The organism is Streptomonospora mangrovi (assembly GCF_027604915.1).
GTDB classification, from domain to species: domain Bacteria; phylum Actinomycetota; class Actinomycetes; order Streptosporangiales; family Streptosporangiaceae; genus Streptomonospora; species Streptomonospora mangrovi.
The window spans coordinates 20276-36370 of the sequence record NZ_JAJAQC010000029.1 but is presented as its reverse complement, the minus strand read 5'-3'; the positions used below and the strand labels follow the sequence as shown (position 1 = coordinate 36370).

General features: G+C 73.9%; 15 protein-coding genes. 9 read left to right on the top strand and 6 right to left on the bottom strand.

Annotated features, from left to right (window positions below):
* Positions 1 to 192: 192 nt before the first annotated feature.
* Positions 193 to 819, bottom strand: a complete 627-nt coding sequence (locus LG943_RS17165) for a TetR/AcrR family transcriptional regulator (RefSeq protein WP_270073307.1) — start codon at positions 817 to 819, stop codon at positions 193 to 195.
* Between the two features lie 163 nt (positions 820 to 982).
* On the opposite strand from LG943_RS17165, the gene LG943_RS17160 reads away from it, so the two are divergent.
* From LG943_RS17160 to LG943_RS17150, 3 genes are all read left to right on the top strand, one after another.
* Positions 983 to 1882, top strand: coding sequence for an ABC transporter permease (locus LG943_RS17160; RefSeq protein ID WP_270073306.1), 900 nt, complete (start codon positions 983 to 985; stop codon positions 1880 to 1882).
* A complete protein-coding gene (locus tag LG943_RS17155) occupies positions 1875 to 2732 on the top strand; it encodes an ABC transporter ATP-binding protein (protein ID WP_408648603.1) in 858 nt (285 codons plus the stop codon). The genes LG943_RS17160 and LG943_RS17155 overlap by 8 nt, the downstream gene beginning before the upstream one ends.
* 485 nt (positions 2733 to 3217) lie before the next feature.
* Positions 3218 to 4171, top strand: a complete 954-nt coding sequence (locus LG943_RS17150; RefSeq protein WP_270073305.1) for an NADP-dependent oxidoreductase — start codon at positions 3218 to 3220, stop codon at positions 4169 to 4171.
* A 128-nt stretch (positions 4172 to 4299) separates the two neighbouring features.
* Here the strand turns inward: LG943_RS17150 and LG943_RS17145 are convergent, their stop codons facing one another.
* On the bottom strand, positions 4300 to 4770 hold the full coding sequence (locus LG943_RS17145) for a hypothetical protein (RefSeq protein ID WP_270073304.1): 471 nt from the start codon (positions 4768 to 4770) through the stop codon (positions 4300 to 4302).
* Positions 4771 to 4854: 84 nt separating this feature from the next.
* On the opposite strand from LG943_RS17145, the gene LG943_RS17140 reads away from it, so the two are divergent.
* From LG943_RS17140 to LG943_RS17125, 4 genes are all read left to right on the top strand, one after another.
* Positions 4855 to 5481, top strand: a complete 627-nt coding sequence (locus tag LG943_RS17140) for a TetR/AcrR family transcriptional regulator (protein WP_270073303.1) — start codon at positions 4855 to 4857, stop codon at positions 5479 to 5481.
* Positions 5482 to 5926: 445 nt separating this feature from the next.
* Positions 5927 to 6088, top strand: a complete 162-nt coding sequence (locus LG943_RS17135) for a hypothetical protein (RefSeq protein WP_270073302.1) — start codon at positions 5927 to 5929, stop codon at positions 6086 to 6088.
* Positions 6089 to 6536: 448 nt separating this feature from the next.
* Positions 6537 to 8897, top strand: a complete 2361-nt coding sequence (locus tag LG943_RS17130; protein ID WP_270073301.1) for a vWA domain-containing protein — start codon at positions 6537 to 6539, stop codon at positions 8895 to 8897.
* 244 nt (positions 8898 to 9141) lie between these two features.
* Positions 9142 to 10569 (top strand): extracellular solute-binding protein, encoded by a 1428-nt coding sequence (locus tag LG943_RS17125; protein ID WP_270073300.1) that lies wholly within the window; start codon positions 9142 to 9144, stop codon positions 10567 to 10569.
* 120 nt (positions 10570 to 10689) lie between these two features.
* Here LG943_RS17125 and LG943_RS17120 read toward each other — a convergent pair whose 3' ends face one another.
* Positions 10690 to 11169 (bottom strand): ATP-binding protein, encoded by a 480-nt coding sequence (locus LG943_RS17120; protein WP_270073299.1) that lies wholly within the window; start codon positions 11167 to 11169, stop codon positions 10690 to 10692.
* Between the two features lie 301 nt (positions 11170 to 11470).
* Between LG943_RS17120 and LG943_RS17115 the strand changes: the two genes are divergently transcribed.
* Positions 11471 to 12280: a helix-turn-helix domain-containing protein gene (locus LG943_RS17115; RefSeq protein ID WP_270073298.1), complete on the top strand. Its 810-nt coding sequence runs from the start codon at positions 11471 to 11473 to the stop codon at positions 12278 to 12280.
* A gap of 5 nt (positions 12281 to 12285) precedes the next feature.
* On the top strand, positions 12286 to 12474 hold the full coding sequence (locus tag LG943_RS17110; protein ID WP_270073340.1) for a DUF397 domain-containing protein: 189 nt from the start codon (positions 12286 to 12288) through the stop codon (positions 12472 to 12474).
* Between the two features lie 197 nt (positions 12475 to 12671).
* Here the strand turns inward: LG943_RS17110 and LG943_RS17105 are convergent, their stop codons facing one another.
* Genes LG943_RS17105 through LG943_RS17095 form a run of 3 tightly spaced genes read right to left on the bottom strand, consistent with a single transcriptional unit; the run spans position 12672 to position 16086 of the window.
* A complete protein-coding gene (locus LG943_RS17105) occupies positions 12672 to 13943 on the bottom strand; it encodes a Gfo/Idh/MocA family protein (RefSeq protein ID WP_270073297.1) in 1272 nt (423 codons plus the stop codon).
* A 53-nt stretch (positions 13944 to 13996) separates the two neighbouring features.
* On the bottom strand, positions 13997 to 15043 hold the full coding sequence (locus tag LG943_RS17100) for an ABC transporter permease (protein WP_270073296.1): 1047 nt from the start codon (positions 15041 to 15043) through the stop codon (positions 13997 to 13999).
* Positions 15040 to 16086, bottom strand: a complete 1047-nt coding sequence (locus LG943_RS17095) for an ABC transporter permease (RefSeq protein ID WP_270073295.1) — start codon at positions 16084 to 16086, stop codon at positions 15040 to 15042. Before LG943_RS17095 ends, LG943_RS17100 begins: the two co-directional genes overlap by 4 nt.
* Between the last annotated feature and the right edge of the window lie 9 nt (positions 16087 to 16095).

Here is a 16095-nt window from a genome sequence, read left to right as displayed (position 1 = left end):
TCGGCTTCCGTTCCGGCGGCCGATGTTCCGTAACAAACCGGTCTCAAGTGGGGCGTGCTGACAACCCGGGAAGGGCGGTGTGCACGGGCGGCGGGCGGTGCGCGCGGCGGCACAGCGGGGGTTCCGGCGGGCGCGCGAGGGGCGCGCGGCGGGGGCCGGCCGGACCCGGAAGGGCGGGATCGAGGGGCGCGGCTAGGGCGCGACGCCGTGCGCGCCGACGAGGGCGGCGGCGGCGCCCTGGGCGAGGCGGTCCAGGTAGTCGGGGGAGACCGGGCTGCGGGTGACGGCCACGCGCCAGTAGAGCGGGCCGAAGACCATGTCGAGCGCGAGTTCGACGTCGGTGTCGGCGGGAAGCTCGCCGCGCTCCACGGCGTTGCCGATCATGACGGCGCTGACCCCCTGCTGGGTCTCGCGCAGCGCCTTCTCCAGGGTCTCGGCGATGTCGGGGTTGCGGGCGGCCTCGGCCAGGAGGTCGGGTACGATCTGCGAGGCCAGCGGGTGCCGCATCGCCTGGGCGCCGGCGTCGAGCAGTTCGCGGATGTCGCCGCGCAGGCTGCCGGTGTCGGGCACCGGCATGACCTTCACGGCGGCCGTCGAGACCACGTCGATCACCATTTGCAGCTTGGAGTTCCAGCGGCGATAGATTGCGGTCTTGCCGACCCCCGCGCGGCGGGCCACCGCTTCGATCGACATGCGCCCGTATCCGTGCTCGGCCAGTTCGGCGAAGACGGCGGCCTGGATCGCCAGTGTGACATCCCGTTGCAGCACCGCGGCCCCGGCCGGGGCGCGGCGCGACGTGGGTCTCTCAGCGGCGGTCACGCGGCCATACTAACGTAGGGACGAAACGGTTGCGTTCTGTCCTACTCCGCCCTACGCTACGAGGCGACGAAACGGTTGCGTTCTGTCGTATGCGCTTGGGCGCCGAGCCGGCCGGGAGCCCGGCCCACCCTTAATCGCCGAAAGATCCGAAGTGAGCAGACGCGTGGCACTAGACGGAGTCGCCGCCCACCAGCGGCCGGAGTCCGACGCCGCGGAGCGGGCCGCAAGGTACGGCCTGTCCGTCAGCGGCGCCCGGCCCAACCTGGTCGAGTACATCCGCAGGTTATGGCAGCACCGCTACTTCATCACGGAGTTCGCCAAGGCGCGCTCCACCACGAAGTACACCCGCGCCCGACTCGGCCAGCTCTGGCACGTCTTCACCCCGCTGCTGAACGCGGCGGTCTACTACCTCATCTTCGGCCTGCTCCTGGGCACCAGCCGCGGGGTCCCCGACTTCATCCCCTTCCTCGTCACCGGGGTCTTCATCTTCACCTTCACCCGCAACTCCGTGATGGCGGGCGTCAAGGCGATCTCCGGGGACCGCGGCCTGATCCGGGCGCTGCACTTCCCCCGTGCGGCCATGCCGATCTCGGCCGTCATCATCCAGCTCCGCGAGATGCTGGTGTCGATGGCGGTGCTGGCGGTCATCGTGGTGGCCATGGGGCAGGTGCCCCGGCTGCACTGGCTGCTGATCGTGCCGGTGCTGCTGGTGCAGTTGCTGTTCAACACCGGGCTGGCCATGTGGGCCGCGCGCATCGGCAGCAAGGTCAGCGACGCCTCGCAGCTCCTGCCGTTCGTGCTGCGGACCTGGATGTACGCCTCGGGCGTCATGTACAGCATCGACATCATGGCCGCCGACGCCCCGCGCTGGGTGCAGGTGGTGCTCGACGTCAACCCCGCCGCCGTCTACATCGACCTGATGCGCTTCGCGCTCATCGACAGCTTCACCTCCGCCCAGCTCCCCCCGCACGTCTGGGCGCTCGCGCTGGGCTGGGCCCTGCTCGCGTTCGTCGGCGGATTCATCTACTTCTGGCGGGCTGAGGAGGAGTACGGCCGTGACTGAGCAGCGCACCGAGGACACCACCGAGCGGGGGGAGCAGGCCGCCCCCGCCGCCGAGGCGGCGGCCGCCGAGGACCGCCGGCCCACCGTCATCGTGGACGACCTGCACGTGGTCTACCGGCTGCGCGGCGCCGGGGCCAAGGGCCGCGCCGCGCCCGCCGCCAAGGAGGGCGCCCGCACCCGGCTCAAGCGGTTCGTCACCGGGCGCCAGCCCAAGGGCGGCCGCCAGGTGCACGCCGTCAAGGGCGTCAGCTTCACCGCCTACCGGGGCGAGGCGATCGGCCTGATCGGCTCCAACGGCTCGGGCAAGTCCACGATGCTGCGCGCCATCGCCGGGCTGCTGCCGCCGGAGAGCGGGCGGGTCTACACCAACGGCCAGCCCTCGCTGCTGGGCGTCAACGCGGCGCTGATGAACGACCTCAGCGGCGAGCGCAACGTGATCCTGGGCTGCCTGGCGATGGGCATGACGCCCGAGGAGGCGCGCGCCAAGCGCGACGAGATCATCAAGTTCTCCGGGATCAACGAGAAGGGCGACTTCTCCTCGCTGCCGATGCGCGCCTACTCCTCGGGCATGGCGGCGCGGCTGCGGTTCTCGATCGCCTCGGCCAAGAAGCACGACGTGCTGATGATCGACGAGGCGCTGGCCACCGGCGACCGCAAGTTCCGCAAGCGGTCGGAGGCGCGGATCCGCAAGCTGCGCGAGGAGGCCGGCACGGTGTTCCTGGTCAGCCACAGCAACAAGTCGATCAAGGACACCTGCAACCGGGTGCTGTGGCTGGAGAGCGGCAACCTGGTGATGGACGGCGAGACCGACGAGGTGCTGGCCGCCTACGAGGAGTTCATGTCCTCCTGAGGCGGCCGGCGCGGCCCCGGCGGGGCCGCGCCGGAAGGTGGTGAACGGGCCGGGCGGTGGCGTTTCGTGGGCGCCACCGCCCGGCTTTCGCGTGGGCGCTGGCGCGCGGCGGCCGGGGCCGGGATTCCGGCTGCCGCGCACACCCCGCTGGAAAGTCTGCGCGAGCCGCCCGGGGCTGTCAACACTCCTCGTAGTCCCGTGTTTACAGATCAGAGCGGGTCGGCGTAGGCTCGTCGGGGCGGACGGGATGCCGCGCCGCTGCGGAAAGCGTTTCCCGTGCCCGCCCCGCCGCGCATTGCGCGGCCGCCAGGCGCCGGCCCGCCGCCCCCGTGCGGGCGGGCGGTCCGGCGGGATGGGGAAGCGCTACCCGTAGCGCCGCACCGCCGCGGCGGGGCTCCACCGCCTCCCGTGCCTCCAGGCGGCGGACCCCGCTGCGGCGTCGCGCCCCGGGAATCCGGCGCCCGGGCCCCCGTGTTGGCGGGGGTATGCGAGTCATCGGAGTAGCCGAGTACGGCGGACCGGAAGCTTTGCGCCCCTTCGACGTACCCGAGCGCCACGCGGGGCCGGGGGAGGTCCGGGTCCGCGTGCGCGCGGCGGCGGTCAACCCCACCGACACCTTCGTCCGCAACGGCGCGCGGGCCAGGCACCAGCGCAAGGACCCGCCGCCCTACGTCCCGGGCATGGACGCCGCCGGCGTCGTGGACGAGATCGGCGAGGGCACCGGCACCGACCTCGCCGTGGGCGACCGGGTGATGGCCGTGGTGGTGCCCGACGGCGCGCACGGCGCCTACAGCGAGAGCCTGGTGCTGCCGGCGGAGTCGGTGGTGCGCGCGCCCTCCGGCGCCGACCACGCGGCGGCGGCCACCCTGCCCATGAACGGGCTGACCGCGCGCCTGGCCCTGGACGTGCTCGACCTGCGGCCCGGCCAGACCATCGCCGTCACCGGGGCGGCGGGCGCCTTCGGCGGCTACGTCGTGCAGTTGGCCAAGGCCGACGGGCTGCGCGTGGTGGCCGACGCCGCGCCCAAGGACGAGCAGTTGGTGGCGGAGCTGGGCGCCGACGTGGTCGTGCCGCGCGGCGCCGGCGTGGCCGAGCGCATCCGCGAAGCCGTGCCCGAGGGGGTCGACGCCCTCGCCGACGGCGCGGTGCTGGACGCGGCGGTGAGCGGCGCGGTGCGCGATGGCGGCGGCATCGTCACCGTGCGGGGCTACGACGGCGCGGACGACCCCCCGGCCGCGGCGCGCGGCATCACCTACCACCCCGTGCTGGTGGTGCGCTACGCCCGCGAGCGGGCCAAGCTCGACCGCCTGCGGCAGCAGGCCGAGGACGGCGTGGTGACCCTGCGCGTGGCGCGCACCCTGCCGGCCGAGGAGGCCCCCGAGGCGCACCGGCTGCTGGAGGCCGGGGGCGTGCGGGGGCGGCTGGTGCTGGAGTTCTAGCGGCCGCGCGGCGCGCGGCCCGGGGCGGCCCCGGCCGGACCCGATCTCGGGACAGGTCCGGCCGGGTGCCGCCGGGCGCGGTGCCGGGCGCGGGCGCGCGGACAGGGCGGGGACGGGCGGGTGCGGCCTCAGGCTCCGGGTTTGCGCACCTCGTAGCCGCCGCGGCCGTCCAGCACGAACAGGGTGACCTCGGTGCCGTAGACGTCGCGGTGGTGCCCGGCGTAGCCGGAGTGGTCGGCGTGGGGCGCCACCAGGTCCAGCACGTCGGAGACGCGGCCGAGGTCGTCGTCCAGCCAGTAGCTGCGGCTGTAGAGGCCCCACGCGTGGCGCTCCTCGCGGCCGTCGAGGAGGCGCTCCAGCAGCCCGGGGTCGGCGTCGGGCTCCTCGGCGCGGGTCTGGCGGCGCAGGTGGCCCACGTCGCCGCCGGGCAGCGGGCTGTCGGGGTCGGGGTCCAGCAGGGGGTCGGGGTCGCGGTCCACGTCGACGGTCTCGGGGGGCTCGGGGTCCACGCCCAGGTGCCAGCGCAGCTCCGCGAGGACCGGGCGGGGAGTGTCGTCGCGCAGGAAGCAGGAGAAGACGACTTCGTAGTGGTCACTCATGACGGGCATTCTCCGCCATGGCGGCGCGGCCGGCTCGGCGGCGCCCGCCGCGAGGCGCGACGTCCGATATGAGAGCCTGTTCCCATGCCACGGCCATCGCCCACCACCACGGCGGCGCGGCGCGGAAGGCCCGGGTACGACCAGGAGGCCGTGCTGCGCCGCGCGATCGACCTGTTCAACCGGCGCGGCTACGACGGCACGAGCGTGGGCGACCTCGCGCGGGAGCTGGGGCTGACCAAGTCGGCCATCTACCACCACTTCCCGAGCAAGGCGCACCTGCTCCAGGCGGCGCTGGACGAGGCGCTGGACGCGCTGACGGCCGTGATCGACACCGCAGCCCGGGCCGAGCAGGGCGGTGGCACCGCTTACGAGCGGCTGGAGGAGGCGGTGCGCGGCAGCGTGGTGGTGCTGGTGGAGCACCTGCCGGCCGTGACGCTGCTGCTGCGGGTGCGCGGCAACAGCGAGGCGGAGCAGGAGGCGCTGCGGCGGCGCCGCCGGATCGACGCAGCCCTGGCCGGGCTGGTCCGCGCGGCGGCACAGGAGGGCGCCCTGCGCACCGACATCCCGCCGGACCTCGCCGCGCGGCTGCTGTTCGGCATGGTGAACTCGCTGGTGGAGTGGTACCGCCCGGAGGGCCGCTACGACGCGGCGGCCATCGCCGAGGCGGTCACCACACTGGCGTTCGACGGGCTAGCCCCGCGCGGGGAGTGACCCGGAAGGGCGCGGGTCGCGCCGGGAAAGGTGTGCGCCGTGCCCCCGAAGCGCGCGGGTAGCGCCGGGGGAAGCGTTCGGCACGCCCCGGAAGCGTGCGGGTCGCGCCGGGGGAAAGGTGCGCGGCCCCGTGACCTGGAAAGTCAAGGGACGCACCCTCAAAAAGCGCAGGACGTGGCCCGGAAAGGCTCAGGAAGCGGGCGCCCGATCCGCACCCTATCGGCCGCACGGCGAAATTCGCCGAACCTGATGCCGGGGAAGTGGCGACGGCATAGAATCGGCGTGCATATGCACGTGCAAATGACGCTCATCGCGCAGCGGTGAACGGCCGCGCCGACCCGACCGGCCCGCCACCGCCGTCCGCACCGGAAAAGAAGAGGGCCGCGTCCCAGCTTGCCGGCAACGAACGCGACCCCCTCGGCGATCCACCCGAAGAGGGAGAACCATGAAATCCCAGCGTACCCGCCCCGCCCTGATTCCGCCGGAAAGTCGCCGCCTGCTGATCACCGCGTTCGCGGCCTTGGCGGCGGCCGCCACGGTGGTCGCCCTCGCCACCCGCCGCAGGTGCCGCCCCACCGCCCGCCACCAGGGCCGCCACCGCCGCTGAGCCCGCCCGCCGAGAAAGAGCCCGGCGGGGTGGCCACCGAGAGCCGCCCCGCCGCCCGCACCCGCCCCGCTCTCGGAAACCTCTCGAAAGGAAACGGGCACCGGGGCGGCGCGCGGCCCTAACGCGTCCTCGGGGCCGCATTGCGGACGTATTACGCGGAATCCGGGGGCGGATCCGCAATGGCACCGCTCCATCGGCGGAAAGGCGCCCGCTCCGGACAAGATCCATTCGCCGACCGGTGAGGGAAAAGCGGTGGTGGCGCTGGGTGCACGGCTTCGCGGTGCCGGTTGCCGCGCTCGTACTGATCCGATCAGTCCGCATCCGGCCACGCGATTTCGGTGCTGTTTCCGTTATAAGGGAACACCGTATATTTCGGACCACACATCCGCCGTGGCGGCGACCGTCGTCCCCCGGTGCGGGCGGGCGGCATTGGCAGGAGGTCGGCGGCGTGCAGGAGTCGAGTCCGCGGGGCGGCGAAACGCCGCTGACCGGGCTGCTGCGCGAGCTGACCTGGTTGAGCCTGGGCATCGCCACGCTGACCTCCGGTGTCCTGGGGGCCGGGGTGCCGGATTCGGCGCCCGAGTGGGGGGTGCGGGCCCTCTGGTACCTGCTCGCCGGGTCGGTGTTCGTGTGGCTGGTGGCGGGGGTGTGGTGGTGGGCGCTGCTGGCGCCGCCCGCGCCGGCGGACTCCGGGGATTCCCGCTCCGGCACGCGCGCGAAGCGGCTGCGGCGGCGACTGGCCGCCCTCTTCCCGCAGCGCGACGGCAGACCGCGCATCGCCGTGCCCCTGGTCCGCTACGTGCTCGTGCCGGTCGCCGTCTTCGTCCTGCTGGGCGCCCTGCTCGCCGCCCCGTTCGAGGACGCCTGCGCGCCGCCGACCGAGATCGTCGTGGCCACCACCCCCGACAGCGAGCCCGCCGTCGAGGCCGTCGCCGCCGCCTTCGCCGAGGAGCGCGCGGCCGAGGGCGGCTCGGGCGCCGCCGAGCCCGGTGAGCGCTGCCGCGGGGTCCGCGTCACCGTCTACGCCGTCGACGACGGCCAGCGCATGCGCAACGCCCTCCTGGGCACCTGGGACTCCCGGCTCGGGCCGCTGCCGCACGTCTGGATCCCCGACTCCACCGTCGAGGCGCTGATGGTGCGCGACGCCCTCGCCCAGCGCGGCGCGGGCGGCGCGCCCACGGTGGCCGGCGAGGCGGACGGCGGGAGCGCCGCCGGAGCGGGCGGGAGCGCCGACAGCCCCGCCGCCACCGCCTCGCCCGACGGCGGTGCGCCGCTGGCCCAGGTCACCGCGATCGACGTCGGCGAGGCCACCCGCCTGACCCCGCTCGTGCTGGCCGTGCCGCGCGAACTCGCCGACGAGGTCACCGGCGACGACCCCGACGCCGTGGTCGTGGACGACCCCTACGCCGCGCTGATCGAGGCGGTCGGCCCGGCAGGGGTGCGCGTCGCCCGCGCCGACCCCGGCGACTCCGCCGCCGCCATGCTGCACACGGCCTTCCTGTACGCCGCCAACGGCGCCATCGCGCCCGGCGGCGAACTGCTCGACGCCGACCGCGCCGCCGAGATCGAGCACGACCTCTCCCTGGGCCTCACCGCCCACAGCGAGCGCGACCTCGTCTGCCAGGTCGCCCAGCACGCCGACGACACCGTCCCCGTCGCCGCGCTGACCACCGAGGCGGCGGTGTACGAGGCCGCCGAGGGCGGCACCTGGCGGGCCGCGTGCCCGGAGCCGGCGGACTCCGGCGCGGAGCTGACCGCGCTGTACTCCTCCGAGCTGCCCGTGCTGGACCACCCGTTCGTGCGCGTCACGGGCGTGCGCGCGGGCGCCGACGCGCGCTCGGCGCGGCCCGTGACGGAGGCGCCCCAGCTCGGCGCCGAGCTGCGCCGCTTCGAGCGCTACCTCGACGGCTTCATGACGGAGTACCCGCCGCACGCCTTCGACCGGCCCTACCGCGAGGCCGGCGCCCGCCCGTCGGCGGCCGGCGCCTACGCGGGCTACCGCAACGAGGCCGGCGACGGGCGCGTGACAATGGGGATCGGCTCGGCGCCCGCGCAGTTGCCCAACCCCGAGGGCGACCCCGAGGCGTGGCGCGACGCGGCGGGCGCGGTGCTCGACCTCTACGACTCCTCGCAGGGCAGCGCGGCGCTGCTGCTGGCGGTCGACCGGTCGTCGTCCATGGGCACCCCCAACCGCAAGTTCGACACGGCGCTGGAGGAGGCCGCCGTGCTGGCGCAGTCGGCCGGCCCGCGCGACGCGCTGGGGCTGTGGGCGTTCCCGCAGGGGCGCGGCGCGGCGGCGGCCGACGCCGCCGCGCTGGTGGAGCCGGCCAACCAGACCGGCCGGCTGGTCCTGCGGGAGCTGACCGCGCTCGCGCCCGACCGGGAGTCGACGCCGCTGCGCGAGGTTGTCGCCGAGGGCGCGGAGGCGCTGGCGGCCTGGGCGGAGTCCCGGTCGGGGGAGGAGGCGCCCGAGGGTACCGGCGGCGGAAGCGGCAGCGGAAGTGGCGGAGGCGAGGAGGAGGGCGCGGCCGCCGCGCCCGTGCTCGTCGTCTTCACCGACGGCGTGGGGGAGCCCGCCGGCGGCGGCCTGGGCGCGGGGGAGACGGCCGACCGCCTCGACGCGGCGGGCGTGCGCGTGCGGCTGGTCGCGGTCGGCGACGAGACCCGCCGCTGGGGCCGCGTGGACCCCTGCGACGTGGCCGGGCTTCCCGGCCTGGCCGCCCACCCCCTGGTCGAGTGCGTCCCCGCCGACGCCGACAGCCCCGGCGAGGCGGCATTACGGGTGCTAGGGGAGGCGCGAACCCCATGACCCCGACCGCTCCCGGGACCGCTGCCCGTGCCGCCGCACCGCGCGTGACCGCCCGGTGCGCGCCCCGCGACGTCGGCACCGCGCGGCCGGGCCTCGGACGCACGCCGGTGCGGGAAGGCGTCGGAATCATGCCGGTGCGGGAAGAGGGAGGTTTCGGATGACCGCATCGCCGCCGTCCGCGTCCGGCGATCGTTCCTGCCCGCCGGGTCCGCGCGGGTCCGCCCGTGCGCTCGACTGGCTGCTGATGGGTCACCGCCGGCCGCGCGTGGTGGTGGCCACGGCCGTCACCGCCGTCGTGACCGCCCTCGCCGTGACCGGGACGCTGCTGGCCGCCGGGCCGATGGGCGCGGCCGCCCCGGCCACCATCACCGTGGTCACCGGGCAGGACGTCTCGGGCACCGGCCTCTACCGGATGTTCGTGGAGGAGTGGAACGACCGGCGCGCGCCCGGCCAGCCGCGCGCCGAACTGGTCGAGATCTCCAGCGCCGCCGACCTCGTGCACGCGGAGTTCGTGCGCTGGACCCAGACCGAGGGGTTCTCCTACGACGTCCTCAACATCGACAACCAGTGGACGGCGGAGTTCGCGCGCAACGGCTGGATCGAACCGGTGCCCGGCGACGTCGCGGTCGACGCGGTCCTGGGCCCCTCCATCGCCTCGGTCACCTACGACGACCGGGTGTGGGCGGTGCCCTTCATCGCCGACGTGGGGCTGCTCTACTACCGCTCGGACCTGGTGGATGCCGCCGACCTCCACGGGCGCAACTGGGCGGGCACCCTCGACCTGCTGCGCGTCACCGCCGAGGCCGAGGGGGTCCACTACGGCTACAGCGGCCAGTTCTCTCCCTACGAGGGGCTGACCGTGAACATGCTGGAGCTGATGTACGGCATGCGCGGCGGCCAGGCCGACGAGGACCGGCCGGTGGCGTTCGCCTCGGGGCCGGGCCGCGCGGCGGTGGACCTGGTGGCGCGCGGGCTGGCCGACGGCACGGTGCACCCCGGCGTCCTCACCGACGGCGCCACCGAGTACGACAGCTTCCGCCACTTCGTGGACGGCGAGGTCGTGGCCATGCGCAACTGGCCCGGCTGGTACGACGTGCTGGCCCGCGATCCGGCCGCCGAACCGGCGCGCGGCGAGGAGGCGGGCGGCCCGCCGGCCGAGGTCGAGGGCCAGGACGGGGACGGAGCCGGGGGCGGACCCGGCGGCGACGCGGGCGCCGACCCCATCGAGTTCGACGTCGTGCCGCTGCCCGGCGAGAGCGTCCTGGGGGGCCAGAGCCTCACGGTCAGCCGGGACTCCGACCAGGAGAAGGCGGCCTGGGACCTGGTGGAGTACCTGACGGCGCCCGCGCAGCAGCGCCGCCTGCTCTACTGCGGCGGCTACTCGCCCGCCCGCGAGGACGCCTACACCGGCGCGGTCGAGGGGCCGTGCCCCGGCGGCACCGGGGAGTCCGGCGCCTCGGTGGAGGACCGCCGGGGGGCGGAGTACACCCGCCTCCTCCTGGACGAGGTCGCCAACGCCCGCCACCGCCCCACGAGCCCCTACTACGCCCGCTACACCGAGGTCCTCTACACCGACCTCAACCGCCTCCTCCGCCAGTCCGACGGCCAACCCCCCGACAGCGAACTGGCCACCCTGGAATCCCGCCTGGAAGGAGCCCTGGAGGGCCGCTGACGACCCGACCGCGGAGCCGTAACCGGCCGGGAAAGGCCCTCCCGTCGCCACCCCCCTCCAAAAACGGCGGCGACGGGAGGGCGTCAAGGAGCCCGTCGCACGGCTCTGCGCCCTGTGGCCCTACATGCGCAGCGGGCCGTGTGCGGGCCGCCGGGGCCGGAGCGCGGCCCGGTCGCGCGGGGCGGGCGCGGGCGGCGCGGGCCAGCGCAGGCGGAAGTACATGCCGTGGCGCGGATGCAGGCGGCCCCACTCGTCGGCGAAGGCGGCCACGAGCACCAGTCCCCGCCCCGACTCGTCGTCGGGACCGGCGTCGCGCGGCCGAGGCGGGTGGTGGGGGTCGTCGCGCGGCCCGCCGTCCTCGACCTCGACCCGAATGCTGCCGGGAGCGAGCGCGACCCGGATGCCGTAGCCGCCGGTGGCGGAGGTGAGGGCGTGGCGGAGGGCGTTTGTGGCCAGTTCGGAGAGCAGCAGGACGGCGGCGGCCCGCGCGTCGTCGGGAATCGCGGGGTGGTCGGTGGGGGAAAGCATGCTCTCCAGCCAGTGCCGCACTTCGGCGACGCATTCCGGGCGCCCGGGAAAGGTGGTGCTGTAGACCTGCATGGTCAGTGCACCGCCCGGCGGGTCTGGAATGGTGTGAGCAACACATAACGGCGAATTCGGGCGGAACGCCGTGGGCGGATTATCTTGGTCATCAGGTCCTCGCCTGTCCGTGGCAGGTTGGGGGCTTAGGCCCTGTCCGGTGATGTCAGCACTGGTCAGGGCCGCTCTCGGGAGAAGTAGAGAGCGTTGATGTGATAACGATCCCTGCGACTCGGACGCATCTCCAGGGATTCGACCGAACAGACGATTTCGGTTCAGGAGAATTCAGGTGCGTAGCAGTGTGGTTGAGTACCATGCGAACATGGTTGAGCGCACCAACCCCAAATGGGTCAGGTTCGGTCGGGAACTCCGCAGGATACGCGACCAATCTGGGCTTTCGCAGCAGCAGTTGGGCAGGGAGATATCGGTGTCGCACGCGATGATCAGTGCAATGGAACGTGGAGCCCGTGGTGCAAGACGGGAGCACGTGGAACGAATCGACCAGGTGCTTTCTACCGGTGGCACTCTCGTGCGGGCGTTGGAGCGCCTGAGCGAGCACAACGGTTTTCCGACATGGTTTCGCGGTGTCGTCTCTCTCGAACAGCAGGCAACCGAGATCAAGTCGTTCCAACCTCTACTTGTTCACGGCCTGCTTCAAACAGAGGACTACGCGCGTACCATCCTGCGCGACGGTCGGCCTATGGACACTGACGCCGAGATTGAGGAACTCGTGCAGGCGCGTATGGCTCGGCAGTCGATTCTCGCTTCGGACCACGCGCCTCTCTTGCTCCTCGTCCTGGACGAGACCGCGATTCAGCGTCCCGTAGGGGGGCCGAGAATCATGCGCGCGCAGCTTGACCACCTACTGGAGGCGAGCGAAAGCTCTCGGGTGACCCTTCAGATCGTTCCGCTGGCGACCGAGAACAACCCTGGACTGAGCGGACCCTTCACTCTCTTGTACGTGCAGGGTGCCGACATCCTCTACATGGAGACTCCGCTGTCGGGGGCACCTGTGGAGGCTCTTGAAGAGGTCTCGCAGTACGCTCGTCTCCTCGGTGACATTCGCGGAGTGGCGCTGCCGCCAAGGGAGTCACGGAAGCTGATCGAGGCCGCGAGAGGAGAGTTCACGTGAGAGCCATGGAGGCGGTGTGGCGCAAGTCGAGCTACAGCAACGCCTCGGGGGGAGAGTGCGTGGAGGTCGCCGACGCCCCGGGCGCGGTGTTGGTGCGCGACACCCGGTATCGCCGGCTCGGGCACATCGCCTTTCCCGGTGCGGAGTGGGCCGCGTTCGTGCGCCTGGTCAAGGCGGATGCCGGGCAGGTGTGAACCGGACCGACTCCTCGCCGCCTCCCTCGTAGTGCCGCCGCGTTCGCCTGCGAGTTCCTTGACCTGGTCACCCGGGCCCGACCCGCGTGGGAAGCACGACGCCGAGGGGGCGCCCTGCGCCCCCTCGGCGTTTTCGCGTGTCCGGGCCCCCGCGGGACCGGGCGCGCGCGCTCGTGCCGGACCGACGCCGGCGCGGGTCAGCGGCCCGAGCGCCAGGTGCCCTGGGCGACGTCGGGCACGAAACCGGCCAGCTTCTCCGCCGTGGCCGAATCGGTCAGGTCCACCCGGCGGCCCTCCTGGGCCGACAGGTAGGCGGCCATCAGCAGCCGCGTCACTTGGAGGCCGTCGGCCAGGCTCTCGGCCGGGGCGACGCCGTCGAGGAACCGCGTCACCATGTGCCGGTTCTCCTCGGTGTAGCCGTAGGCCCCGGCCTCGTCGGGCAGCACGGGCATCAGGCCGCCCTCGGCGTTCTGCTTCTCGACCAGGTCCTCGCCCGGCCGCCCGGCGATCTCCCGGCTGAGGAACACCCGGGCCTCGGTGTCCAGGCTGTTCACCGACATCGCGTACTCCGGGCCCAGCAGCTCGAAGGTCAGCCGCAGGCCCGCGCCCACGTAGCTCCACGAGGTCGTGCCCTCGGCCACGACCTCGTCGCCGTCGCCGTTGCGGAAGACCACCGTGGCGCGCGCGTAGTCCTCCGAGGGCCGGGTGCGGTAGTCCACCTCCGGGCCGTAGCGGCGCGCCAGCTCGTCGGCGTAGGAGGGGCGCGACCACTTCAGGCTGGCGATGGTGGCGTCCACGCTGACCGGGGTCAGCCACTCGTCGGCCGAGACCCCGGGCGGGGTCAGCAGGAACCGCCCCGCCTCGACGCTGTGGCACATCATGTCGTTGAGGACGCCGCCGCCCTGCTTGTCGCCCTGCCAGAACCACCCGTTGTGCGGCCCGCTGTGCTCCTCGGCGCAGCGCGCCAGGTAGGGGGTGCCCGACGCCGCCGCGCCGCGCTTCCACGCCAGCTCGTGGGCGCGGGTCACCCCGGGCGCGAACACCTGGTTCTCCAGGTAGCCGTGCAGCAGCCCGGCGCTCTCCACCAGCCGCAGCACCTCCTCGGCCTCGGCGACCGTGCGGCCCAGCGGCTTCTCGATGGCGATCCCGCGCAGGGATGCCCGTCCCGAGGTCACCTCCTCCACGATGGCGCGCACCGTCTCCACCCGCACGTGGTTGGGCGTGGTCACCCACACGGCGTCCACGGCCGGGTCGCGCACCATGTCGCGGACGTCGGCGTAGGCGGTGGGGTCGCCCACCCGCAGCTCGCGCGCCAGGTCGCAGATGCGCCGCACCCGCTCCTCGGTGCGCCCGCAGACCGCGGTCACGTCGGCGTCGCGCACGCCGCGGAAGGCGCGGGTGTGGAAGTCGGCGATGAACCCGCTGCCGACGATGCCGACTCCGAGCCGGCCGCTCGCCTGTGCTGTCACGTTGGTCACTCCATATCCGTGGACGGGTGCCGCGGCGTGATCGGGGTCGCCGATCACTGCCGCAGCCGCTTCTGCCTGCCGTAGGCGGTCAGGACGATGATCAGCACCACGCCGTAGATGATCTGGCGGGGCGCGTCGCCCCACTCGCCGCCGCCGATCTGCATGATCCGCAGCAGGGAGTCGAGGACGGTGAGCAGGATGGCGCCGATGACCGTGCCGAGGTAGCCGCCCACCCCGCCCACCAGCGCGGTGCCGCCGATCACGGCCGCCGCCACGCTGTTGAGCATGTAGTCGGTGCCCAGGCTGGTGTAGACGTTCTGCGCGTAGCCCAGCAGCAGCATGCCGCCGACCCCGGCGAACAGCGACGACAGGACGTAGGCGGAGAACCGCACGGCGGTGGTGTTGACCCCCGACAGGTAGGCGGTGGTGGGGTTGCCGCCCACGGCGTAGAGCCGCCAGCCGAAGGAGGTGCGCCGCAGCAGCCACACCACCAGCACCGCCAGGCCCAGCCACAGCCACAGCACCCCGGGGATCCCCGCGACGGTGTCGCCGGTGACCAGCGTGCGCAGCAGCGGCGCCGCCGAGCCCTCGGGCCGGCCGCCGGTGTAGAGCCGGATGAACCCGGTGACCACCGCGATCATGCCCAGGGTCATCACCAGCGGCGGCACCCGGAACACCAGCACGCCCACCGCGTTGACGACGCCCACCACGCAGCAGGCGCCCAGCGCCAGCAGCACGGCCACGACGAAGCCCTCGTTGGAGCCGTCCATGAACCGCGAGGCCACGATCGCCGACAGCGTGGCCGTGGCGCCCACCGACAGGTCGATGCCCTCACCGCCGGCGATGATCACCAGCGTCTGGCCGATGGCGATCACGCCCAGGAACGAGGCGACGGTGAGCAGGGTGACGACCTGCCCCCAACTGGCGAACTCGGGGGAGTACAGGGCCGCCACCACCCACAGCAGCACCGCCAGCGCCCCCGAGACCACCACGGGGTCGCGCAGCAGGCGGCGGGCCAGGGGCGGGCGCGCGGGCGCGCCGGGCCGGTCGGGGCGTTCGGGCTGGTCGGGCGCCTGCTCGGGCGCGGTGGACACGGTCATCGGGGGCCTCCCGCGTGGGCGGGCCGCCGCGCGCCGCGGGCGGTCAGCAGCCCGGCCAGCGCGATGGCGGCGATGATGATGCAGCCGTAGACGAACTCCCGGGCGTCGGTGGGCACCCCGGCGAAGAACACCAGGCCCTGGATCAGCGAGAGCACGACCGCGCCGACCAGGGCGCCGCCCACGCCGCCGACCCCGCCGCGCAGCCGAGTGCCGCCGATGACCAGGGCCGCGATGGAGCCCAGCGTCAGCTCGGTGCCCAGGGTGGGGTCGCCCGCGCCGGAGTCGGCCAGCAGCGCCACCCCGGCCAGGGCCGCCACCAGGCCGCCGGCGGTGTAGGAGAACACCCGCACCGCCGACACCGGCACCGCCGAGGTGTAGGCCGCGTCGGCGCCGCCGCCCACGGCGTAGAGGTACTGGCCGAAGCGGTGCCGGCGCAGCAGCCGCCAGGCCGCCCACAGCAGCACCAGCAGCACGGCCGGCACGGGCACGTACAGCGCCACCACCATGCGGAAGGTCTCGGTGAGGGCGGGCGACGCCTCGCCGCCGGGCTGGGGCAGCACCAGCAGCGCCGCGCCGCCGAAGACCGAGCTGGTGGCGAAGGTCGCCACGATCGGCTGGAGCCGCAGGCCCGCCACCACCAGGCCGTTGACCAGCCCGCAGGCCGCGCCGGTGGCCAGCCCGGCGGCCAGCGCCAGCGGCAGGCGGGCGTCGTCGCCGTCCATCAGCACCACCGACACGGCGGCGGCCAGGGTGACGATCGTGCCCAGCGACAGGTCGATCCCGCCGGCCAGCACGATGATGGTCTGGGCGGCGGCGATGGTGGCCAGCGGCAGGAACGTCGCGAAGCTGGCCGTCATGGAGTAGGCCGAGAAGAAGTTGGGTTGCAGCACGGCGGAGGCCGCGACGGTCACCACCAGCAGCGCGGCGACCGCCAGGGTCGGCATCCGCGCGGACAGCGCCGACCGCCCCGCCCGCAGCAGGAGCGGCGGCGGTGGCGCGCCCGCCGCGGCGCCCGGTGCCTCGGTTCGACTGGGGGTTGTCATGGCCTTCCT